Annotated in this window: 20 protein-coding genes; 17 read left to right on the top strand and 3 right to left on the bottom strand. The window is 53.7% G+C overall.

Translation table 11 applies throughout. From position 1 onward, the window contains the following. Window positions 1-15 precede the first annotated feature (15 nt). The 16 genes from ftsI to mutT all read left to right on the top strand — a co-directional run bounded on the left by ftsI (window position 16) and on the right by mutT (window position 20,082). Window positions 16-1,782, top strand: a complete 1,767-nt coding sequence (gene ftsI, locus OGV98_RS19985) for a peptidoglycan glycosyltransferase FtsI (protein ID WP_003018783.1) — start codon at window positions 16-18, stop codon at window positions 1,780-1,782. Continuing rightward, complete coding sequence (murE, locus tag OGV98_RS19980; RefSeq protein WP_286551985.1) at window positions 1,769-3,256, top strand: UDP-N-acetylmuramoyl-L-alanyl-D-glutamate--2,6-diaminopimelate ligase; 1,488 nt, start codon at window positions 1,769-1,771, stop codon at window positions 3,254-3,256. The genes ftsI and murE overlap by 14 nt, the downstream gene beginning before the upstream one ends. Beyond that, a complete protein-coding gene (gene murF, locus OGV98_RS19975; RefSeq protein ID WP_044712929.1) occupies window positions 3,253-4,611 on the top strand; it encodes a UDP-N-acetylmuramoyl-tripeptide--D-alanyl-D-alanine ligase in 1,359 nt (452 codons plus the stop codon). The genes murE and murF overlap by 4 nt, the downstream gene beginning before the upstream one ends. Continuing rightward, window positions 4,605-5,687 (top strand): phospho-N-acetylmuramoyl-pentapeptide-transferase, encoded by a 1,083-nt coding sequence (gene mraY / locus OGV98_RS19970; RefSeq protein ID WP_003018774.1) that lies wholly within the window; start codon window positions 4,605-4,607, stop codon window positions 5,685-5,687. The genes murF and mraY overlap by 7 nt, the downstream gene beginning before the upstream one ends. A gap of 2 nt (window positions 5,688-5,689) precedes the next feature. Then, window positions 5,690-7,006, top strand: coding sequence for a UDP-N-acetylmuramoyl-L-alanine--D-glutamate ligase (gene murD / locus OGV98_RS19965; protein WP_202580782.1), 1,317 nt, complete (start codon window positions 5,690-5,692; stop codon window positions 7,004-7,006). Then, window positions 7,006-8,250 (top strand): cell division protein FtsW, encoded by a 1,245-nt coding sequence (ftsW, locus tag OGV98_RS19960; RefSeq protein WP_003018770.1) that lies wholly within the window; start codon window positions 7,006-7,008, stop codon window positions 8,248-8,250. The genes murD and ftsW overlap by 1 nt, the downstream gene beginning before the upstream one ends. Then, on the top strand, window positions 8,247-9,314 hold the full coding sequence (murG, locus tag OGV98_RS19955) for an undecaprenyldiphospho-muramoylpentapeptide beta-N-acetylglucosaminyltransferase (RefSeq protein WP_196614827.1): 1,068 nt from the start codon (window positions 8,247-8,249) through the stop codon (window positions 9,312-9,314). Before ftsW ends, murG begins: the two co-directional genes overlap by 4 nt. A gap of 51 nt (window positions 9,315-9,365) precedes the next feature. Further along, window positions 9,366-10,841: a UDP-N-acetylmuramate--L-alanine ligase gene (murC, locus tag OGV98_RS19950; protein ID WP_003837436.1), complete on the top strand. Its 1,476-nt coding sequence runs from the start codon at window positions 9,366-9,368 to the stop codon at window positions 10,839-10,841. Continuing rightward, window positions 10,834-11,754 carry a D-alanine--D-alanine ligase gene (locus OGV98_RS19945; protein WP_071685436.1) on the top strand — a complete coding sequence of 307 codons (921 nt, stop codon included), beginning with the start codon at window positions 10,834-10,836 and terminating at the stop codon, window positions 11,752-11,754. The genes murC and OGV98_RS19945 overlap by 8 nt, the downstream gene beginning before the upstream one ends. A gap of 1 nt (window position 11,755) precedes the next feature. Beyond that, window positions 11,756-12,589, top strand: a complete 834-nt coding sequence (gene ftsQ, locus OGV98_RS19940) for a cell division protein FtsQ (RefSeq protein ID WP_003018758.1) — start codon at window positions 11,756-11,758, stop codon at window positions 12,587-12,589. Next, the gene (gene ftsA, locus OGV98_RS19935) at window positions 12,586-13,848 is read left to right on the top strand and encodes a cell division protein FtsA (protein ID WP_003018755.1); all 1,263 of its coding nucleotides are present in this window, start codon (window positions 12,586-12,588) and stop codon (window positions 13,846-13,848) included. The genes ftsQ and ftsA overlap by 4 nt, the downstream gene beginning before the upstream one ends. A gap of 62 nt (window positions 13,849-13,910) precedes the next feature. After that, window positions 13,911-15,062, top strand: coding sequence for a cell division protein FtsZ (ftsZ, locus tag OGV98_RS19930; RefSeq protein WP_003018753.1), 1,152 nt, complete (start codon window positions 13,911-13,913; stop codon window positions 15,060-15,062). A 100-nt stretch (window positions 15,063-15,162) separates the two neighbouring features. After that, the gene (lpxC, locus tag OGV98_RS19925; RefSeq protein WP_003018750.1) at window positions 15,163-16,080 is read left to right on the top strand and encodes a UDP-3-O-acyl-N-acetylglucosamine deacetylase; all 918 of its coding nucleotides are present in this window, start codon (window positions 15,163-15,165) and stop codon (window positions 16,078-16,080) included. A 283-nt stretch (window positions 16,081-16,363) separates the two neighbouring features. Then, window positions 16,364-16,870: a secA translation cis-regulator SecM gene (gene secM / locus OGV98_RS19920; RefSeq protein ID WP_003018748.1), complete on the top strand. Its 507-nt coding sequence runs from the start codon at window positions 16,364-16,366 to the stop codon at window positions 16,868-16,870. 60 nt (window positions 16,871-16,930) lie between these two features. Beyond that, window positions 16,931-19,636 carry a preprotein translocase subunit SecA gene (gene secA / locus OGV98_RS19915; protein WP_003018746.1) on the top strand — a complete coding sequence of 902 codons (2,706 nt, stop codon included), beginning with the start codon at window positions 16,931-16,933 and terminating at the stop codon, window positions 19,634-19,636. Window positions 19,637-19,692: 56 nt separating this feature from the next. Next, entirely contained in the window at window positions 19,693-20,082 is a 390-nt protein-coding gene (mutT, locus tag OGV98_RS19910; RefSeq protein WP_003837443.1) for an 8-oxo-dGTP diphosphatase MutT, read from the top strand. Window positions 20,083-20,170: 88 nt separating this feature from the next. Here mutT and yacG read toward each other — a convergent pair whose 3' ends face one another. Genes yacG through coaE form a run of 3 tightly spaced genes read right to left on the bottom strand, consistent with a single transcriptional unit; the run spans window position 20,171 to window position 21,738 of the window. After that, entirely contained in the window at window positions 20,171-20,365 is a 195-nt protein-coding gene (gene yacG, locus OGV98_RS19905; protein ID WP_003018740.1) for a DNA gyrase inhibitor YacG, read from the bottom strand. A gap of 9 nt (window positions 20,366-20,374) precedes the next feature. Then, window positions 20,375-21,118 carry a cell division protein ZapD gene (gene zapD / locus OGV98_RS19900; RefSeq protein WP_003837445.1) on the bottom strand — a complete coding sequence of 248 codons (744 nt, stop codon included), beginning with the start codon at window positions 21,116-21,118 and terminating at the stop codon, window positions 20,375-20,377. Beyond that, window positions 21,118-21,738, bottom strand: a complete 621-nt coding sequence (gene coaE, locus OGV98_RS19895; protein WP_003837447.1) for a dephospho-CoA kinase — start codon at window positions 21,736-21,738, stop codon at window positions 21,118-21,120. The genes zapD and coaE overlap by 1 nt, the downstream gene beginning before the upstream one ends. Before the next feature lie 225 nt (window positions 21,739-21,963). Here coaE and OGV98_RS19890 point away from each other — a divergent pair, with 225 nt between their 5' ends. Next, entirely contained in the window at window positions 21,964-23,007 is a 1,044-nt protein-coding gene (locus OGV98_RS19890) for a GMP reductase (protein WP_202580780.1), read from the top strand. Window positions 23,008-23,037: the final 30 nt, after the last annotated feature.

Raw genomic sequence — 23,037 nt, 5'->3', positions numbered from 1 at the left:
GGATAAACGCGACGCATGAAAGCAGCGGCAAAAACGCACAAACCAAAACGCCAGGAAGAACAAGCCAACTTTATCAGTTGGCGTTTTGCGTTACTGTGCGGCTGTATTTTGCTGGCACTGGGTTTTCTGCTGGGTCGCGTTGCCTGGCTGCAAATCATCGCGCCGGACATGCTGGTGCGTCAGGGTGATATGCGCTCTCTACGCGTCCAGGAAGTGTCTACATCGCGCGGAATGATTACCGACCGCTCTGGTCGTCCGCTGGCGGTGAGTGTTCCGGTTAAAGCTATATGGGCCGACCCGAAAGAAGTACATGATGCCGGCGGAGTGAGCGTTGGCGAACGCTGGAGAGCGCTGTCAACCGCGCTGAATCTCCCGCTCGATCAACTGGCTTCCCGCATTAACGCCAACCCGAAAGGGCGCTTTATCTATCTGGCGCGTCAGGTAAACCCTGACATGGCTGACTACATCAAAAAACTGAAGCTGCCAGGTATCCATCTGCGCGAAGAATCCCGCCGTTACTACCCTTCCGGGGAAGTGACTGCTCACCTCATCGGTTTTACGAACGTCGACAGCCAGGGCATTGAAGGCGTTGAGAAGAGCTTCGACAAGTGGCTCACCGGACAACCGGGCGAGCGTATTGTACGTAAAGACCGGTATGGCCGCGTCATTGAAGATATCTCCTCTACCGACAGCCAGGCGGCGCATAACCTCGCGTTGAGCATTGATGAGCGTTTACAGGCACTGGTCTACCGTGAACTGAATAACGCCGTGGCGTTCAACAAGGCGGAGTCAGGCAGTGCGGTACTGGTGGATGTGAACACCGGTGAAGTGCTGGCAATGGCCAACAGTCCGTCCTACAACCCGAACAATCTGACCGGTACGCCAAAAGACGCGATGCGTAACCGCACTATTACCGACGTGTTTGAACCGGGTTCTACCGTTAAACCGATGGTGGTGATGACCGCGCTGCAGCGCGGTGTGGTACGCGAAAATACGGTCCTCAACACTATCCCTTACCGAATTAATGGTCACGAAATCAAAGACGTGGCACGTTATAGCGAATTAACCCTCACCGGGGTTTTGCAGAAGTCGAGTAACGTCGGTGTTTCCAAGCTGGCGTTAGCGATGCCGTCCTCAGCGTTAGTAGATACTTACTCACGTTTTGGGCTGGGAAAAGCGACCAATTTGGGGTTGGTCGGAGAACGCAGTGGCTTATATCCTCAAAAACAACGGTGGTCTGACATAGAGAGGGCCACCTTCTCTTTCGGCTACGGGCTAATGGTAACGCCGTTACAGTTAGCGCGAGTCTATGCAACGATCGGCAGTTACGGCGTTTATCGTCCACTGTCGATTACTAAAGTTGACCCTCCAGTTCCGGGCGAGCGTATCTTCCCGGAAGCGACCGTGCGTACCGTGGTGCACATGATGGAAAGCGTGGCGCTGCCCGGCGGCGGCGGCGTGAAAGCGGCGATTAAAGGTTATCGTATCGCCATTAAAACCGGTACAGCGAAAAAAGTAGGGCCGGATGGCCGCTACATCAACAAATACATTGCTTATACCGCAGGTGTTGCGCCTGCGAGTCAGCCGCGCTTCGCGCTGGTTGTTGTTATCAACGATCCGCAGGCGGGTAAATACTACGGTGGCGCCGTTTCCGCGCCGGTCTTTGGTGCCATCATGGGCGGCGTACTGCGTACCATGAACATCGAGCCGGATGCGCTGACAACGGGCGATAAAAATGAATTTGTGAATAATCAAGGCGAGGCAACAGGTGGCAGATCGTAATTTGCGCGACCTTCTTGCTCCATGGGTGCCGGGTGCACCGGAGCGAGCACTGCGGGAGATGACGCTTGACAGCCGTGTGGCTGCATCGGGCGATCTCTTTGTCGCAGTATTAGGTCATCAGGCGGACGGGCGTCGGTATATCCCGCAGGCGATAGCGCAAGGTGTGGCTGCCATTATTGCAGAAGCGAAAGATGAAGCTACTGATGGTGAAATCCGTGAAATGCACGGCGTTCCGGTCATCTATCTTAGTCAGCTTAACGAACGTTTATCTGCACTGGCAGGCCGTTTTTACCACGAGCCTTCTGAGAAAATGCGTCTGGTCGGTGTGACCGGGACCAACGGTAAAACCACCACCACCCAACTGCTGGCACAGTGGAGCCAACTGCTTGGCGAAACCAGCGCGGTGATGGGAACAGTAGGCAATGGCCTGCTGGGCAAAGTGATCCCGACGGAAAATACCACCGGTTCAGCCGTTGATGTCCAGCATGTGCTGGCGGGGCTGGTTGCGCAGGGCGCAACGGTTGGCGCAATGGAAGTCTCTTCACACGGTCTGGTTCAGCATCGCGTGGCGGCGCTGAAGTTTGCCGCATCAGTATTTACTAACTTAAGCCGTGACCATCTCGACTACCACGGCGACATGGAACATTACGAAGCCGCGAAATGGCTGCTGTATTCCACGCACCATTGCGGTCAGGCCATCGTCAATGCGGATGATGAAGTCGGTCGTCGCTGGCTGGCGAAACTCCCGGATGCGGTTGCCGTTTCGATGGAAGACCACATCAACCCGAACTGTCACGGTCGTTGGTTAAAAGCGGTTGACGTGAAGTATCACGACAGCGGGGCAACGATTCGTTTTACCTCCTCATGGGGCGACGGTGAAATTGAAAGCCGCCTGATGGGGGCGTTTAACGTCAGCAATCTGCTGCTGGCGCTGGCAACGCTGCTGGCACTGGGCTATCCGTTAGCTGATTTACTGAAAACGGCGACACAATTGCAGCCGGTTTGCGGGCGTATGGAAGTGTTCAGTGCGCCGGGTAAAACCACCGTGGTTGTTGATTACGCCCATACGCCAGATGCGCTGGAAAAAGCGCTACAGGCGGCACGTTTGCACTGTACTGGCAAACTGTGGTGCATCTTTGGCTGCGGCGGCGATCGCGATAAAGGCAAACGTCCGTTGATGGGCGCAATTGCCGAGCAGTTTGCAGATGTTGTCGTGGTGACTGATGACAACCCGCGTACCGAAGAGCCGCGCGCCATTATTAACGACATTCTGGCGGGGATGCTGGATGCCGGACAGGCGAAGGTGATGGAAGGTCGCGCAGAAGCGGTGACAAACGCCATTATGCAGGCGAAAGAAAATGATGTGGTGCTGGTGGCCGGTAAAGGTCATGAAGACTACCAGATCGTTGGTTCACAGCGCCTCGATTATTCTGACCGCGTCACGGCAGCGCGTCTGCTGGGGGTTATCGCATGATTAGCGTAACGCTCAGCCAACTGGCGGAGATCCTCCGTGGCGAATTGAAAGGGGCCGATCTGACCCTTGATGCCGTAACAACCGATACGCGTAAAGTGACGCCGGGCTGCCTGTTTGTGGCACTGAAAGGCGAACGCTTTGATGCCCATGATTTTGCAGACAAAGCGCAAGAGAGCGGGGCCGGTGCGCTGTTGGTCAGCCGTCCGTTGGACACCAACCTGCCGCAGCTGATTGTTAACGATACGCGTCTGGCGTTTGGTGAACTGGCTGCGTGGGTTCGCGCCCAGGTTCCGGCGCGCGTTGTCGCGCTGACCGGCTCATCCGGTAAAACGTCCGTCAAAGAGATGACGGCTGCCATTCTGAGCCAGTGTGGTAACACCCTATATACCGCGGGCAACCTGAATAACGACATCGGTGTACCGATGACGCTGCTGCGCTTAAACAACGATTACGACTATGCCGTGATTGAGCTAGGTGCCAACCATCAGGGCGAAATCGCCTGGACCGTCGGCCTGACGCGTCCGGAAGCGGCGCTGGTGAACAACCTGGCCGCCGCGCACCTGGAGGGCTTCGGCTCTCTGGCGGGCGTTGCGAAGGCAAAAGGTGAGATTTTTACCGGTCTGTCAGCGAACGGTATCGCCATTATGAATGCCGACAACAACGACTGGCTGAACTGGCAAAGCATCATCGGCGATCGCAAAGTCTGGCGTTTCTCCCCGAATGCAGCCAATAGCGACTTTTCGGCGACCAACGTTCATGTGACCTTGCATGGCACGGAATTTTCTCTGCAAACGCCGACCGGAAGCATTGATGTCCTGCTGCCGTTACCGGGTCGCCATAATATCGCTAACGCCCTTGCGGCGGCGGCGCTCTCTATGGCGGTAGGCGCGACGCACGAGGCGATCAAAGCGGGGTTGAAGGATCTGCAAGCGGTACCGGGGCGTCTGTTCCCGATTCAACTCGCGGAAAATCAGCTGCTGCTGGACGACTCCTATAACGCGAACGTCGGTTCGATGACCGCAGCGGTGCAGGTGCTGTCTGAAATGCCGGGCTATCGCGTACTGGTCGTTGGCGATATGGCAGAGCTTGGTGCAGAAAGCGAAGCATGCCATGTACAGGTGGGTGTTGCTGCGAAAGCCGCAGGCATCGACCGTGTACTGAGTACGGGAAAACTGAGTCAGGCAATTAGCGACGCCAGTGGCGTTGGCGAACATTTTGCGGATAAAAGTGCGCTGGCCGCGCATCTTAAAGCATTGATTGCAGAACATCAGGTCATGACGATTTTAGTGAAGGGTTCACGTAGTGCCGCCATGGAAGAGGTAGTACGCGCATTACAGGAGAATGGGACATGTTAGTTTGGCTGGCCGAACATTTGGTCAAATATTATTCCGGCTTTAACGTCTTTTCCTATCTGACGTTTCGCGCCATCGTCAGCCTGCTGACCGCGCTGTTCATCTCTTTGTGGATGGGCCCGCGCATGATTGCCCGCTTACAAAAAATGTCCTTTGGACAGGTCGTACGTAACGATGGTCCGGAATCGCACTTCAGTAAACGCGGTACGCCAACCATGGGTGGGATCATGATCCTCACCGCGATAGTTATCTCCGTACTGCTGTGGGCATATCCGTCGAACCCGTACGTATGGTGCGTGCTGGTGGTATTGATTGGCTACGGCATTATCGGTTTTGTCGATGACTACCGCAAAGTGGTGCGCAAAGATACCAAGGGCCTGATTGCCCGCTGGAAGTACTTCTGGATGTCGGTGATTGCGCTGGGTGTAGCCTTTGCGCTGTACCTCGCCGGTAAAGACACCCCGGCTACCGAGCTGGTGGTGCCGTTCTTTAAAGACGTGATGCCGCAACTGGGTCTGTTCTATGTTCTGCTGGCGTACTTCGTGATTGTGGGGACCGGCAACGCGGTCAATCTTACCGATGGCCTGGATGGTCTGGCGATTATGCCGACCGTGTTCGTAGCAGCGGGTTTTGCGCTGGTGGCATGGGCTACCGGTAACATGAACTTTGCCAACTATCTGCACATTCCCTATTTACGCCATGCAGGCGAACTGGTGATCGTCTGTACGGCGATTGTCGGTGCGGGATTAGGTTTCCTGTGGTTTAACACCTATCCGGCGCAGGTCTTTATGGGTGACGTCGGTTCGCTGGCGCTGGGTGGCGCGCTGGGCATTATTGCCGTGCTGCTGCGTCAAGAGTTCCTGCTGGTAATCATGGGCGGCGTATTTGTTGTAGAAACACTGTCGGTCATTCTGCAGGTTGGCTCCTTTAAGCTGCGCGGACAGCGCATCTTCCGTATGGCGCCGATTCACCATCACTATGAACTGAAAGGCTGGCCGGAACCGCGCGTCATTGTGCGCTTCTGGATTATTTCGCTGATGCTGGTGCTGATTGGCCTGGCAACGCTGAAGGTACGTTAATCATGGCTGATTACCAGGGTAAAAAAGTCGTCATTATCGGTCTGGGGTTGACCGGACTGTCCTGCGTGGATTTCTTCCTGGCGCGTGGCGTGACGCCGCGCGTAATGGATACCCGTGCGACGCCGCCTGGTCTGGATAAATTACCGGAAGCAGTTGAGCGTCATGTTGATAGCCTGAATGATGACTGGCTGCTGGCCGCCGATCTCATCGTCGCCAGCCCTGGTATTGCCCTGGCGCACCCTTCGTTGAGCGCTGCTGCTGATGCCGGGATTGAAATTGTTGGCGACATTGAGCTGTTTTGTCGCGAAGCACAGGCGCCGATCGTCGCGATCACCGGGTCCAACGGGAAAAGTACCGTCACTACGCTGGTCGGCGAGATGGCGAAAGCTGCCGGCGTGAACGTGGGGGTTGGCGGAAATATCGGCTTGCCCGCGTTGATGCTGCTGGATGACGAACGCGAGCTGTATGTTCTCGAGCTGTCGAGCTTCCAACTGGAAACAACCTCCAGTTTACAGGCCGTGGCGGCCACCATTTTGAACGTCACCGAAGATCATATGGACAGGTATCCGTTTGGCTTGCAGCAGTACCGTGCGGCCAAACTGCGTGTCTATGAGAATGCGAAAGTGTGTGTGGTCAATGCTGATGATGCGCTGACCATGCCGATTCGCGGGGCGGATGAGCGCTGCGTGAGCTTTGGCATCAATATGGGTGACTATCATCTCAATCGTCAGCAGGGTGAAACCTGGCTGCGGGTGAAGGGTGAAAAAGTCCTGAACGTGAAAGAGATGACGCTTACCGGCCAGCATAACTATACCAACGCCCTGGCGGCGCTGGCGCTGGCGGATGCTGCGGGTCTGCCGCGGGCGTCCAGCCTGAAAGCGCTGACTACCTTTACCGGTCTGGCGCATCGTTTCCAGTTGGTACTGAATCATAACGGTGTGCGTTGGATCAACGATTCAAAAGCCACCAACGTCGGCAGCACCGAAGCGGCACTGAATGGTCTGCACGTTGAGGGTACGCTGCACCTGCTGCTCGGCGGTGACGGGAAGTCCGCCGACTTTATGCCGCTGCAACGTTACCTGACTGGCGACAACATTCGTCTGTACTGCTTTGGTCGCGATGGCGCACAGCTTGCCGCTCTGCGTCCTGAGGTTGCGGAACACACTGAAACCATGGAGCAGGCAATGCGTCTGCTCGCACCGCGTGTGAAGTCGGGTGATATGGTGCTGCTGTCGCCAGCCTGTGCCAGCCTTGACCAGTTCAAGAACTTTGAGCAACGTGGTGACGTCTTTACCCGTTTGGCGAAGGAGTTGGGTTGATGCGCTTCTCTCTCCCTCGTCTGAAAATGCCGCGCGTACCGGGACTGGGTGTCCTGGCGTGGATCTTCGCGGCACTTAAAGGCTGGGTGATGGCTTCGCGTGATAAAGACGCGGACAGCCTGATCATGTATGACCGCATGCTGCTGTGGCTGACTTTTGGTCTGGCAGCGATCGGTTTTGTGATGGTGACATCGGCATCGATGCCCGTAGGGCAACGCCTGGCAGGCGATCCCTTCCTGTTCGCTAAACGTGACGCGCTGTATATTTTCCTCGCGTTCTGTCTGGCGATGGTGACGTTACGTCTGCCGATGGAGTTCTGGCAAAAGTACAGCACGACGATGCTGATCGCCTCGATCATCATGTTGTTGATCGTTCTGGTGGTGGGGAGCTCCGTTAACGGGGCATCGCGCTGGATCGCGCTGGGTCCACTGCGTATTCAGCCTGCGGAATTCACCAAGCTGTCGCTGTTCTGTTATCTCGCCAACTACCTGGTGCGTAAAGTCGATGAAGTGCGTAACAACCTGCGCGGCTTCTTAAAACCGATGGGTGTGATTCTGGTGCTGGCAATCTTGCTGCTGGCGCAGCCTGACCTTGGTACGGTAGTGGTGCTGTTTGTCACGACGCTGGCGATGCTGTTTCTCGCTGGGGCGAAACTGTGGCAGTTCATTGCCATTATCGGTATGGGGATTTCGGCGGTAGTGCTGCTGATCCTTGCCGAACCGTATCGTATTCGCCGCGTAACCTCCTTCTGGAACCCATGGGAAGATCCGTTTGGCAGCGGCTACCAGTTAACGCAATCGCTGATGGCTTTTGGTCGCGGTGAGATTTGGGGGCAGGGGTTAGGTAATTCGGTGCAAAAACTGGAGTATTTACCGGAAGCGCACACCGACTTCATCTTCGCCATCATTGGGGAAGAGCTGGGTTATATCGGTGTGGTATTGGCACTTTTAATGGTATTCTTCGTCGCTTTTCGCGCGATGTCGATTGGCCGCAAAGCGCTGGAAATTGACCACCGTTTTTCAGGCTTTTTAGCCTGCTCCATCGGGATTTGGTTTAGCTTCCAGGCGCTGGTAAACGTCGGTGCGGCAGCTGGTATGCTGCCAACCAAAGGTCTGACGTTACCGCTGATCAGTTATGGTGGTTCCAGTTTGTTGATTATGTCGACGGCCATCATGTTTTTGTTACGTATTGATTATGAAACGCGTCTGGAAAAAGCCCAGGCGTTTACACGAGGTGCACGATGAGTGGTCAACCGAAGCGGTTAATGGTGATGGCAGGCGGTACCGGCGGGCATGTGTTCCCGGGGCTGGCGGTCGCGCATCATTTAATGGCTCAGGGCTGGCAAGTTCGTTGGCTGGGCACCGCCGATCGTATGGAAGCGGACTTAGTGCCGAAGCATGGCATTGAAATTGACTTTATTCGCATCTCCGGTTTGCGTGGCAAAGGTGTCAACGCTCTGCTTGCCGCCCCCGTGCGTATTTTTAATGCCTGGCGTCAGGCGCGCGCCATCATGAAGCAGTTTAAGCCTGATGTGGTGCTGGGTATGGGCGGCTACGTGTCAGGCCCTGGCGGTCTGGCAGCCTGGTCATTAGGCATTCCGGTTGTACTGCATGAGCAGAATGGCATTGCGGGATTAACCAACAAGTGGCTGGCGAAAATTGCCACTACGGTGATGCAGGCTTTTCCTGGCGCTTTCCCGAATGCGGAAGTGGTGGGTAACCCGGTACGCACCGACGTTCTGGCGCTGCCGTCGCCCGAAGTACGTCTGGCAGGGCGTGGAGGCCCGGTTCGCGTGCTGGTCGTCGGGGGGTCTCAGGGTGCACGCGTATTGAACCAGACGATGCCGCAGGTTGCCGCAGAGCTTGGTGACGCGGTGACTATTTGGCATCAGAGCGGCAAAGGTGCGCAGCAAACCGTTGAACAGGCATATGCTGACGCGGGACAACCACAGCACAAGGTCACTGAGTTTATTGATGATATGGCAGCCGCCTACGCGTGGGCGGATGTCGTAGTTTGTCGCTCAGGTGCGCTGACGGTAAGTGAAATTGCTGCCGCAGGTTTGCCTGCGCTGTTTGTGCCTTTCCAGCACAAAGACCGACAGCAGTACTGGAATGCGCTGCCGCTGGAGAAAGCGGGCGCCGCCAAAATTCTTGAGCAGCCGCAGTTTACTGTGGATGCCGTCGCTAACACCCTTTCCGGGTGGTCGCGAGAAACCTTATTAACCATGGCAGAACGTGCGCGCGCCGCATCCATACCGGATGCCACAGAGCGTGTTGCTAATGAAGTGAGCCGGGCTGCCCGGGCGTAATTGTGGTGATGCCTTTTGCATCGCATGAACTAAGAAGTTAATGGCTAAAGAATGAATACACAACAACTGGCAAAACTGCGTTCCATAGTGCCCGAAATGCGTCGCGTTCGGCACATTCACTTTGTCGGCATCGGTGGTGCTGGTATGGGCGGTATTGCCGAAGTTTTGGCCAACGAAGGTTATCAGATCAGCGGTTCTGACCTGGCGCCGAATCCGGTGACTCAGCAGTTGACGAATCTGGGCGCCACGATTTTCTTCAACCATCGCCCGGAAAACGTGCGTGATGCGAGCGTGGTGGTGGTATCCAGCGCCATTTCTGCGGATAATCCGGAAATTGTTGCGGCGCATGAAGCACGTATTCCGGTGATCCGTCGTGCTGAAATGTTGGCTGAATTAATGCGTTTTCGTCACGGTATCGCCATTGCCGGGACGCACGGTAAAACCACGACCACAGCGATGGTCTCCAGTATCTACGCGGAAGCGGGGCTGGATCCGACGTTTGTCAACGGCGGTCTGGTGAAGGCTGCAGGCGTCCATGCGCGTCTGGGTCATAGCCGTTATTTAATTGCGGAGGCAGATGAGAGCGATGCGTCGTTCCTACATTTGCAGCCGATGGTGGCGATTGTTACCAATATCGAAGCCGATCATATGGATACCTACCATGGCGACTTCGAAAATTTAAAGCAGACGTTTATTAATTTCCTGCATAACTTACCGTTTTATGGTCGTGCGGTGATGTGCGTTGACGATCCAGTGATCCGCGAGTTGTTGCCGCGCGTCGGTCGTCAAACCACAACCTATGGTTTCAGCGATGATGCTGATGTGCGCGTTGAAGATTACCAGCAGATTGGTCCACAAGGGCACTTCACGCTGCTGCGTCAGGGGATGGCCGATTTACGTGTGACATTGAACGCACCGGGCCGTCACAATGCGCTGAACGCGGCGGCGGCGGTGGCAGTTGCAACAGAAGAAGGCATTGAAGACGACGCAATTCTGCGCGCGCTGGAAAGTTTCCAGGGCACCGGACGCCGTTTTGACTTCCTCGGCGAATTTCCGCTTGAGCCGGTAAACGGTAAAGCCGGGACGGCGATGCTGGTTGATGATTATGGCCATCACCCAACGGAAGTGGATGCCACGATTAAAGCTGCGCGCGCGGGCTGGCCGGACAAAAATCTGGTAATGCTGTTCCAGCCGCACCGCTTTACGCGTACACGCGATCTATATGACGACTTTGCCAACGTGCTGACTCAGGTCGATGCGCTGTTGATGCTGGATGTATACGCCGCGGGTGAAGCCGCGATTCCGGGGGCTGACAGCCGCTCGCTGTGCCGTACGATCCGTGGTCGCGGTAAGATCGACCCGATTCTGGTATCCGATCCGGCTCAGGTGGCAGAAATGCTGGCGCCGGTATTAACCGGCAACGATCTGATTTTGGTGCAGGGCGCTGGAAATATCGGCAAAATCGCGCGTTCCTTAGCTGAAATCAAACTGAAGCCGCAAAACCCGGAGGAAGAACAACATGGCTGATAAAATCGCGGTCCTGTTAGGAGGAACCTCCGCAGAGCGTGAAGTTTCGCTGAATTCCGGCGCGGCCGTACTGGCAGGGTTACGTGAAGGTGGTGTCGATGCCCATCCGGTTGACCCTAAAGATATTGATGTCACTCTTCTGAAATCTATGGGTTTTCAGAAGGTGTTTATTGCGCTGCACGGTCGTGGCGGGGAAGATGGCACGTTGCAGGGCATGCTGGAGCAAATTGGCCTGCCATATACCGGCAGCGGCGTCATGGCGTCCGCAATTTCGATGGACAAACTGCGCAGCAAGCTGCTGTGGCAGGGCGCAGGTTTACCCGTCGCGCCCTGGGTTGCATTGACCCGCTCTGAGTTCGAAAAAGGTCTTAGCAATGAATCGGTTACAAAAATTTCTGCGTTAGGTTTGCCGCTGATTGTGAAGCCAAGCCGTGAAGGCTCCAGCGTAGGGATGTCAAAAGTTGAAGAAGAAAATGCTTTGCAGGGTGCATTAGCATTGGCTTTTCAGCATGATGAAGAAGTACTGATCGAAAAATGGCTCAGTGGCCCGGAATTTACAGTTGCGATACTTGGTGAAGAAATTTTACCGTCAATACGTATCCAACCCGCGGGAACCTTCTATGATTATGAGGCGAAGTATCTCTCTGATGAGACACAATATTTCTGCCCTGCAGGTCTGGAGGCCGAACAAGAGGCCCGTTTGCAGGAATTAGTCCTGAAAGCATGGACCGCATTGGGCTGTAAAGGTTGGGGTCGCATTGACGTCATGCTGGACAGCGATGGCCAGTTTTATCTGCTGGAAGCGAATACCTCTCCGGGTATGACCAGCCACAGCCTGGTGCCGATGGCGGCACGTCAGGCTGGCCTGAGCTTCTCGCAGTTGGTGGTAAGAATTCTGGAGTTGGCGGACTGATATGTCGCAGGCTGCGCTGAACACGCGAAACGGTGATGAAGAAGAAGTAAACTCCTCACGCCGCAATAATGGAACGCGTCTTGCAGGAATACTGTTCCTGCTGACAGTGCTGTGCACCGTGTTTGTCAGCGGCTGGGTAGTGTTGGGGTGGATGGAAGATGCGCAGCGGTTGCCATTGTCAAAGCTGGTGTTAACCGGCGAACGGCATTACACGCGCAATGACGATATTCGTCAGTCCATTCTGGCTCTGGGCGCTCCGGGAACCTTTATGACTCAGGATGTGAACATCATTCAGAGTCAAATTGAACGTCTCCCCTGGATTAAACAGGCGAGCGTCAGAAAGCAATGGCCCGATGAATTGAAGATTCATCTGGTTGAATATGTGCCCATTGCGCGTTGGAATGACCAGCATATGGTGGATGCCGAAGGCAATACGTTCAGCGTCCCAACCGGTCGGGCCAATAAGCAGGTATTACCTATGTTGTATGGACCGGAAGGCAGCGCAAGTGAAGTGTTGCAAGGGTTCCGTGATATGGGGCAGGTGCTGGCTAAGGATAGATTCACCCTGAAGGAGGCGGCGATGACCGCTCGTCGTTCCTGGCAGTTGACGCTGAATAACGATATTAAGCTCAATCTGGGCAGGGGCGATACGATAAAACGTTTGGCTCGCTTTGTGGAACTCTACCCGGTTTTACAGCAGCAGGCGCAAACCGATGGCAAACGGATTAGCTATGTTGATTTGCGTTATGACTCAGGAGCGGCAGTAGGCTGGGTTCCCTTGCCTCCTGAGGAATCTAATCAGCAACAGAATCAGGCACAGGCAGAACAACAATGATCAAGGCGACGGACAGAAAACTGGTAGTTGGACTGGAGATTGGCACCGCGAAGGTAGCCGCTTTAGTAGGGGAAGTTCTGCCCGACGGTATGGTCAATATCATTGGCGTGGGCAGTTGCCCATCGCGAGGTATGGATAAAGGCGGGGTGAATGACCTTGAGTCAGTGGTGAAGTGCGTACAGCGCGCCATTGACCAGGCTGAACTGATGGCAGATTGCCAGATTTCCTCGGTGTATCTGGCACTTTCCGGTAAACATATTAGCTGTCAAAATGAAATTGGTATGGTGCCCATTTCCGAAGAGGAAGTGACGCAGGAAGATGTGGAAAACGTGGTACATACGGCAAAATCCGTACGCGTTCGCGATGAACATCGTGTTCTGCACGTTATTCCGCAGGAATACGCCATTGACTACCAGGAAGGCATTAAAAATCCGGTAGGTCTTTCCGGCGTACGTATGCAGGCAAAAGTCCACCTTATTACCTGCCACAACGACATGGCGAAGAACATTGTCAAAGCTGTTGAACGTTGTGGTCTGAAAGTTGACCAACTGATTTTTGCCGGGTTGGCAGCCAGTTATTCCGTGTTGACGGAAGATGAACGTGAGCTGGGTGTCTGCGTGGTGGATATTGGTGGTGGTACAATGGACATCGCCGTTTATACTGGCGGGGCGTTGCGCCACACTAAAGTTATCCCTTATGCAGGGAATGTAGTGACCAGTGATATCGCGTATGCCTTTGGTACGCCGCCGAGCGATGCTGAAGCCATTAAAGTGCGCCATGGCTGTGCGCTGGGGTCCATCGTGGGTAAAGACGAAAGCGTTGAAGTGCCAAGCGTAGGTGGTCGTCCACCGCGTAGCCTGCAACGTCAGACCCTGGCAGAAGTCATTGAGCCGCGTTATACCGAGCTGCTCAACCTGGTCAACGAAGAAATTTTGCAATTACAAGAACAGCTTCGCCAGCAGGGTGTGAAACATCATCTGGCGGCGGGGATTGTGTTAACCGGTGGTGCTGCGCAAATTGAAGGTCTTGCGGCCTGCGCACAGCGCGTGTTCCATACGCAAGTACGTATTGGCGCGCCGCTGAATATCACTGGTCTGACGGATTATGCTCAGGAGCCGTATTATTCAACGGCAGTGGGGCTGCTTCACTACGGAAAAGAATCCCATTTGAGTGGTGAGGCTGAAGTAGAAAAACGCGTAACGGCATCAGTTGGCTCGTGGATCAAACGACTCAATAGCTGGCTGCGAAAAGAGTTTTAATTTTTAAAGAGACCAACGCACATTAACGGTCTCAGGCGACAGGCACAACGGAGAGAGAAACTATGTTTGAACCTATGGAACTTACCAATGACGCGGTGATTAAAGTCATCGGCGTCGGCGGCGGTGGCGGTAATGCCGTTGAACACATGGTGCGCGAGCGCATCGAAGGTGTTGAATTCTTCGCGGTGAATACCGACGCTCAGGCGTTGCGTAAAACGGCGGTTGGACAGACCATTCAGATTGGTAGCGGCATCACCAAAGGTCTGGGCGCGGGTGCGAACCCGGAAGTCGGCCGTAATGCGGCAGACGAAGATCGTGAAGCTCTGCGTGCAGCGCTTGACGGGGCAGACATGGTGTTTATCGCAGCAGGCATGGGCGGCGGTACCGGTACCGGTGCAGCGCCAGTGGTTGCTGAAGTAGCAAAAGATTTAGGTATTCTGACCGTTGCTGTCGTGACTAAGCCTTTCAACTTTGAAGGCAAGAAGCGTATGGCATTCGCGGAGCAGGGTATCACCGAGCTGTCCAAACATGTGGACTCTCTAATTACTATTCCGAATGACAAACTGCTGAAAGTACTGGGTCGCGGTATCTCCCTGCTGGATGCGTTTGGCGCAGCGAACGACGTGCTGAAAGGCGCGGTTCAGGGTATCGCTGAACTGATTACTCGTCCGGGCCTGATGAACGTCGACTTTGCAGACGTGCGCACCGTGATGTCCGAAATGGGCTACGCGATGATGGGTTCTGGCGTGGCGAGCGGTGAAGACCGTGCAGAAGAAGCGGCTGAAATGGCTATCTCTTCTCCGCTGCTGGAAGACATCGATCTGTCCGGCGCACGCGGTGTGCTGGTCAACATTACTGCGGGCTTCGACCTGCGTCTGGATGAGTTCGAAACCGTGGGTAACACCATCCGTGCCTTTGCATCGGATAACGCGACCGTGGTAATCGGTACCTCTCTGGACCCGGATATGAACGACGAACTGCGTGTGACCGTTGTTGCGACTGGAATTGGTATGGACAAGCGTCCTGAAATCACTCTGGTAACCAACAAGCAGGTACAGCAGCCGGTAATGGATCGTTACCAGCAACACGGCATGGCGCCGTTGACGCAAGAACAGAAGCCGGTAGCGAAAGTGGTTAACGACAATACGCCGCAAACCACTAAAGAGCCGGATTATCTGGATATCCCTGCATTCCTGCGTAAGCAAGCTGATTAAGAATTAGCTGGAATTTGGGAATCTGCGCTCTTTGTGCTAAACTGGCCCGCCGAATGTATAGTACACTTCGGTTGGATAGTTAATTTGGCGAGATTATACGATGATCAAACAAAGGACACTTAAACGTATCGTTCAGGCGACTGGCGTCGGTTTACATACCGGCAAAAAAGTCACGCTGACGCTACGCCCTGCGCCGGCCAACACCGGGGTCATCTATCGTCGCACCGACTTGAATCCTCCGGTAGATTTCCCGGCCGATGCCAAATCTGTGCGTGATACCATGCTCTGTACGTGTCTGGTCAATGAGCATGATGTGCGGATTTCAACCGTAGAGCACCTGAATGCTGCTCTGGCGGGCTTAGGTATCGATAACATTGTTATTGAAGTTAACGCCCCGGAAATCCCGATCATGGATGGTAGTGCTGCTCCATTCGTATACCTGCTGCTCGATGCGGGTATTGAAGAACTGAACAGCGCTAAGAAATTTGTTCGCATCAAAGAGACCGTTCGTGTCGAAGATGGCGATAAGTGGGCTGAATTCAAACCGTTTAATGGTTTCTCGTTGGATTTTACCATCGACTTTAACCATCCAGCGATTGATGCCAGCACGCAGCGCTACGCGATGAACTTCTCTGCAGATGCGTTCATGCGCCAGATCAGCCGTGCGCGTACTTTCGGCTTCATGCGTGATATCGAATATCTGCAGTCCCGTGGCCTGGCCTTGGGCGGCAGCTTCGATTGTGCCATCGTTGTTGACGATTATCGCGTATTGAACGAAGACGGTCTGCGTTTTGAAGACGAATTCGTTCGTCACAAAATGCTCGACGCGATTGGTGACTTGTTCATGTGTGGTCACAACATTATTGGTGCATTCACCGCGTATAAATCCGGTCATGCATTGAATAACAAACTGTTGCAGGCGGTCCTGGCAAAACAGGAAGCCTGGGAATATGTGACCTTCCAGGACGATGCAGAACTGCCTCTGGCGTTCAAAGCACCTTCGACCGTACTGGCATAACGACATACGCTGTCGTATAAATTCGACTGGTAAATCTGGCACTCTCTCCGGCCAGGTGAGCCAGTCGTTTTTTTATGTACTCATTAGCGCAGCCTTTTCCAACGCAAATATTTCCCTGCCACTAAGTTAAAATAGTGTGCGATCGCTGCTTTCTTGAGCATATTTACCCATGGCCGGTTGTCATTACTGCTGTGGAGCGTACGCTTTAATGATAAGATTCGTGCGCAAAAAAAATGTTTTGCATTCGTAACCCCAAACGCAGGGTATATCAGGTGGCAAAAACGTGAGTGGAATACTGACGCGTTGGCGACAGTTAGGCAGACGGTACTTCTGGCCGCATCTCCTGTTGGGGATGGTCGCGGCGAGTTTTGGCCTGCCCGCGCTCGGTAATGCTGCTGAACCCAATACCCCCGCGAAGGCGACCGCCAGCAATCACGATCAATCCGCTAAAGTTAACTTTAGCCAGCTTGCTTTGCTGGAAGCGACTAATCGCCGCCCAAATTTTACCGTCGATTACTGGCATCAACATGCCATTCGTACGGTTATCCGCCATCTTTCTTTTGCCATGGCGCCTCAGGCGTTGCCTGTTGCCGAAGAGCCGTTGCCAATCCAGGCGCACCATCTTGCGTTACTGAATACGCTCAGCGCGATGCTGACGCAAGAAGGCACTCCGCCCGCGACAGTAAGTCGCGTGACATACGCCCACTTTACTTCTCAGGCCGCGTTTAGCGTTCCGGTCTGGATCAGCCAGCTGCAGGGTATCCGCGCTGGTCCTCAACGCCTCAGCTAAAAAAGAACCTTCCAACTTATAATTTTTGACTCCGCATCGCGGGGCGTTTGAGATTTTATTATGCTAATCAAATTATTAACCAAAGTATTCGGTAGCCGTAACGAGCGTACGCTGCGTCGTATGCGTAAAGTGGTCAATGTCATCAACGCAATGGAACCGGAGATGGAAAAACTCTCCGATGATGAACTGAAAGCAAAGACCGCTGAATTCCGCGCCCGTCTGGAAAAAGGTGCCAGCGTTGAGAGCCTGATCCCGGAAGCGTTCGCAGTGGTGCGTGAAGCGAGTAAACGCGTGTTCGGTATGCGCCACTTCGACGTTCAGCTGCTGGGCGGTATGGTGCTTAACGATCGCTGCATCGCGGAAATGCGTACTGGTGAAGGTAAAACCCTGACCGCGACACTGCCAGCCTACCTGAACGCATTAAGCGGGAAGGGCGTACACGTGGTTACCGTGAACGACTACCTGGCTCAGCGTGATGCCGAAAATAACCGCCCGCTGTTTGAATTCCTCGGCATGACCGTTGGTATCAACATGTCTGGCCTGCCAGCGCCAGCCAAGCGTGAAGCCTACAACGCCGATATTACTTACGGTACCAACAACGAATACGGCTTTGACTACCTGCGCGACAACATGGCGTTTAGTCCGGAAGAGCGTGTTCAACGTAAACTGCACTATGCGCTGGTCGATGAAGTTGACTCCATCCTGATCGATGAAGCGCGTACGCCGCTGATCATTTCCGGCCCGGCTGAAGACAGCTCGGAAATGTATAAAAAAGTGAACAAAATCATCCCACACCTGATCCGTCAGGAGAAGGAAGATTCCGACACGTTCCAGGGGGAAGGCCACTTCTCTGTTGATGAGAAAGCGCGCCAGGTTAACCTGACCGAACGTGGTCTGGTACTGATTGAAGAGTTGTTGGTTAACGAAGGCATTATGGATGAGGGCGAGTCTCTGTACTCTCCAGGCAACATTATGCTGATGCACCACGTGACTGCCGCACTGCGTGCGCACGTGCTGTTTACCCGCGATGTTGACTACATCGTGAAAGACGGCGAAGTTATCATCGTTGATGAACACACCGGCCGTACCATGCAGGGGCGTCGCTGGTCTGATGGTCTGCACCAGGCTGTTGAAGCTAAAGAAGGCGTAGAGATCCAGAACGAGAACCAGACGCTGGCATCTATTACCTTCCAGAACTACTTCCGTTTGTACGAAAAACTGGCCGGTATGACCGGTACAGCAGATACCGAAGCCTTTGAATTTAGCTCCATCTACAAGCTGGATACCGTAGTTGTACCAACTAACCGTCCGATGATCCGTAAGGATTTACCGGATCTGGTGTACATGACCGAAGCGGAAAAAATTCAGGCGATCATTGAAGATATTAAAGAGCGTACCGCAAATGGCCAGCCGGTGCTGGTGGGTACTATCTCCATTGAAAAATCTGAAGTGGTCTCTAACGAGTTGACCAAGGCAGGCATCAAACATAACGTTCTGAACGCCAAGTTCCATGCCAGCGAAGCGGATATCGTCGCACAGGCGGGTTACCCGTCTGCCGTGACAATCGCTACTAACATGGCGGGTCGTGGTACCGATATCGTGCTGGGCGGTAGCTGGCAGGCGGAAGTTGCCGAGCTGGAAAACCCAACTCCGGAACAAATCGCGCAGATCAAAGCCGAGTGGCAGGTTCGCCATGACGCGGTATTAGCTGCTGGTGGTTTGCATATTATCGGTACTGAGCGTCACGAATCTCGTCGTATCGATAACCAGCTGCGTGGTCGTTCTGGTCGTCAGGGGGATGCGGGTTCTTCTCGTTTCTATTTGTCGATGGAAGATGCGCTGATGCGTATTTTTGCCTCTGACCGCGTGTCCGGCATGATGCGTAAACTGGGTATGAAGCCTGGTGAAGCCATTGAACACCCATGGGTGACCAAAGCAATTGCTAACGCGCAGCGTAAAGTGGAAAGCCGCAACTTCGATATTCGTAAGCAGTTGCTGGAATATGATGATGTTGCCAACGACCAGCGTCGTGCTATCTACACCCAGCGTAACGAACTGCTGGACGTAACTGACGTTAGCGAAACCATTAACAGCATTCGCGAAGACGTATTCAAAGCGACGATTGATGCCTATATTCCGCCGCAGTCTCTGGAAGAAATGTGGGATATTCCGGGTCTGCAGGAACGTCTGAAAAACGACTTCGATCTGGATATGCCGATTTCAGAGTGGCTGGATAAAGAACCTGAGCTGCACGAAGAAACGCTGCGCGAACGTATTCTGGCAAACGCAGTAGAAGTTTATCAGCGCAAAGAAGAAGTTGTGGGCGCGGAGATGATGCGTCACTTCGAAAAAGGCGTGATGCTGCAAACGCTCGACTCTTTGTGGAAAGAGCACCTGGCTGCGATGGATTACCTGCGTCAGGGTATCCACCTGCGTGGTTACGCGCAAAAAGATCCGAAGCAGGAATACAAGCGTGAATCCTTCTCTATGTTTGCATCAATGCTGGAATCACTGAAGTACGAAGTGATCAGCACTCTGAGCAAAGTTCAGGTGCGTATGCCTGAAGAAGTAGAAGCGATGGAGCAGCAGCGTCGCGAAGAAGCTGAGCGTTTAGCGCAGATGCAGCAGTTGAGCCATAAAGGTGATGATTCTGCTGCGGCAGAAGAGCTGGCGGCACAAACCGGCGATCGTAAAGTGGGTCGTAACGATCCGTGTCCTTGCGGTTCCGGCAAGAAATACAAACAGTGTCATGGCCGTCTGAGCTAAGAAAATAACTTATTGAAAAGGCGCAGACTTCTGCGCCTTTTTTATGGACGATGAAAATGAAAATATTGCAGATCGCCGTCGGGATTATTCGTAATCAGCACAATGAAATTTTTATCACCCAGCGTGCGGCTGATGCCCACATGGCCAATAAGCTGGAGTTCCCCGGCGGGAAAATTGAAGCGGGCGAAACGCCGGAGCAGGCGCTGATTCGCGAGCTACAGGAAGAAGTAGGGATCACGCCGACTCAAAGTTCATTGTTCGAAAAGTTGGAGTATCAGTTTCCGGACAGGCATATCACTCTGTGGTTCTGGCTGGTTGAAAGCTGGGAAGGCGAGCCGTGGGGAAAAGAGGGGCAACCGGCGCAGTGGATAGCGCAATATGCTCTGAATGCGGAAGATTTCCCGCCGGCGAATGCACCGGTCATTGAAAAGCTGATTACTGGATAATGGTGTTCGTAGGCCGGATAAGGCAACACCGCCATCCGGCAAATTATGGCGGGGGTGCTACGCTTGCCCGCCCTACGTATTAGCAGAATTACTTCTGCTCCTCACTCCAGTCGTCGCTTTCCGACAGATCGCCTGAGCTTGGGATGCGTTTCTCTTCTGCAGCCCACTCTCCCAGATCGATTAACTGGCAGCGCTTGCTGCAGAATGGGCGAAACGGACTGACTTCAGCCCATACTACAGGCTTGCCGCAGGTTGGGCAGTTGACGATGGTTTGTTCAGACATGTTGACTCCTTAACAGCACGCCAGTTCAAAATCGAGGCGCTCAGGCACCTGACCATTTTCGCTATCCAGCGGCATAAAGCGGATGGCAAAACGGCTCTTATGACCAGAAATTTGCGGATAAAGCTGCGAATCAAGCGGCAGCTGCAAGCGCAGCAGATCTGCATCTTCGCCGTTGTCCTGATAAAAACCATTCAGGCTGGTTTGCTTACGAAACGGCGCTGAGTTGCGAATTAAATCCAGCACCAGCGACAGCGCTTGATTGAGCGGATTCAGGCTGGCAAGCCAGGTTTCAACCTGCGCGTCACGATACGATTGCGCCAGGTGTAGCCAGATATGCAGAGTCGGCAGATCGAAACTGCAGCACCCGCCAGGAATACTTAAACGCTGACGTACGAGACCAATCAGACGATCTTCGCGCAGCGTCTGTCCAATACGCGGGGCAGAAATCAGAATGCTGCCTGCACTTTTTAACTGCTGGCGCAAAGAGTCGATTCTGCTTTGATCGACGCCGGGAACTTCGACCCAGGCCTGGAGTTTACGCTGCTGTCGCTCCAGTTCTTTGAGGAGTTCGGTACGGACTTCGCCGCGTTCAAATACATCCAGTAAATCTCCGATATTGCGGAAAAAATGCAGAGCGCCGGCATGGTCAGCAATGGGTAAATTAACGGAGAGCTGTTGGATTAAAAATTCAATGCGCAGCCATGTACGCATCTTCTCATTGAGAGGGTGTTCAAAAAGGACCTGGGTGTGCATTACGGTTTTTCCTGTGAGACAAACTGCGACGCGCATTGCAAATAGAGCGCGTGCAGGCGGGCGACATCCGAGGCGATGGCTTCCGGTGCGCCATTATTATCAATAACATCGTCTGCCACGGCCAGCCGCGCTTCACGCGTTGCCTGGGCAGCAAGAATTTGTTCAACATGCTCACGTGTGACGTCATCACGCTGCATGGTGCGTCTGAGCTGGGTTTCGGGCGTGACATCCACCACAAGTACGCGGTCGGCTTTTTTATACAGCGAATTTTCCACCAGCAAAGGGACAACCCATAACAGGTAAGGTGAGGTCGCTTGCTGAAACTGGCGCTGCGTTTCCTGCTGAATAAGCGGATGGAGCAGGGCATTCAGCCAGCTTTTCTCCTCTGGGGCGGAAAAAATGCGTTCGCGTAAAATGCGCCGCTGCAACGATCCGTCTGCGGCGATAACCTCGGAACCAAAATGTTCTTCGATTGCCTTAAGAGCAGGTGTGCCGGGTTCAACCACCTGGCGCGCAATAATATCTGCATCAATGATGTTTATTCCGAGGTCAGCGAACGCATTTGCAACGGTGCTTTTACCACTGCCAATGCCGCCGGTTAAGGCTACCGTATACCTCATAGATGCCGATCCTGGAGTTTAAGTTTGATTATCAAACAGTTAAAAGTTAAGCGTGCGAAGGCGAGGCTGTTGCAGGATTAACCTACTATTCGCCAGGTAAATTTATGGGATTGTAGCGTAAAAAAAGAGAATTTCGCAGTCTTGCGCGGCATTGATTAGTGCGTATGATAGCGTCACTGGAGTTGTGAGTTTCGATTTTTCGCCATTAACCCCAGGAATCCGCACATGCGTATCGAAGAAGATCTGAAGTTAGGTTTCAAAGACGTTCTTATCCGCCCTAAGCGTTCTACTCTCAAAAGCCGTTCCGATGTTGAGCTGGAACGTCAATTTACCTTTAAGCATTCAGGTCAGACCTGGTCCGGCGTACCTATTATTGCCGCGAACATGGACACTGTCGGGACGTTTGCCATGGCAACGGCGCTGGCATCCTTCGACATCCTGACCGCTGTGCACAAATACTATTCTGTTGAAGACTGGGCCGCCTTCATCGCAGAGACTTCTGCCGATGTACTCAAACACGTAATGGTTTCAACCGGCACGTCTGACGCAGACTTCGAAAAAACCAAACAGATTTTGGCGCTCAACCCAGCGCTGAATTTTATCTGCATTGATGTGGCAAATGGCTACTCAGAGCATTTTGTTCAGTTTGTGTCGAAAGCGCGTGAAGCATGGCCGACAAAAACGATTTGTGCGGGCAATGTAGTCACCGGTGAAATGTGTGAAGAGCTGGTGCTCTCCGGTGCTGATATTGTCAAAGTAGGCATAGGCCCGGGTTCTGTATGCACCACACGTGTAAAAACCGGCGTTGGCTATCCACAGCTTTCTGCGGTTATTGAATGTGCGGATGCAGCCCACGGTCTGGGCGGCATGATTGTCAGCGACGGCGGTTGCACAATGCCGGGTGACGTTGCAAAAGCGTTTGGCGGCGGCGCAGACTTCGTTATGCTCGGCGGTATGTTGGCCGGTCACGAAGAAAGCGGCGGCAAAATTGTTGAAGAAAACGGTGAGAAATTCATGCTGTTCTACGGTATGAGCTCAGAATCTGCTATGACCCGCCATGTTGGTGGTGTTGCTCAGTATCGTGCCGCTGAAGGTAAAACCGTTAAGCTGCCTCTGCGCGGCCCGGTTGATAATACCGCTCGCGATATTCTCGGCGGTTTGCGTTCTGCTTGCACCTATGTAGGCGCATCCCGTCTGAAAGAGCTGACCAAACGTACAACGTTTATTCGTGTACAGGAACAAGAGAACCGCGTATTCAATAGCCTGTAAAACAGGTCGTTCTGTGAAATGCCGGATGGC

It is taken from the genome of Citrobacter sp. Cf136 (genome assembly GCF_030333815.1).
GTDB lineage: Bacteria > Pseudomonadota > Gammaproteobacteria > Enterobacterales > Enterobacteriaceae > Citrobacter > Citrobacter freundii.
The sequence above is the reverse complement of the archived record's forward strand: the minus strand, read 5'-3'. Positions and strand labels throughout refer to the sequence as shown.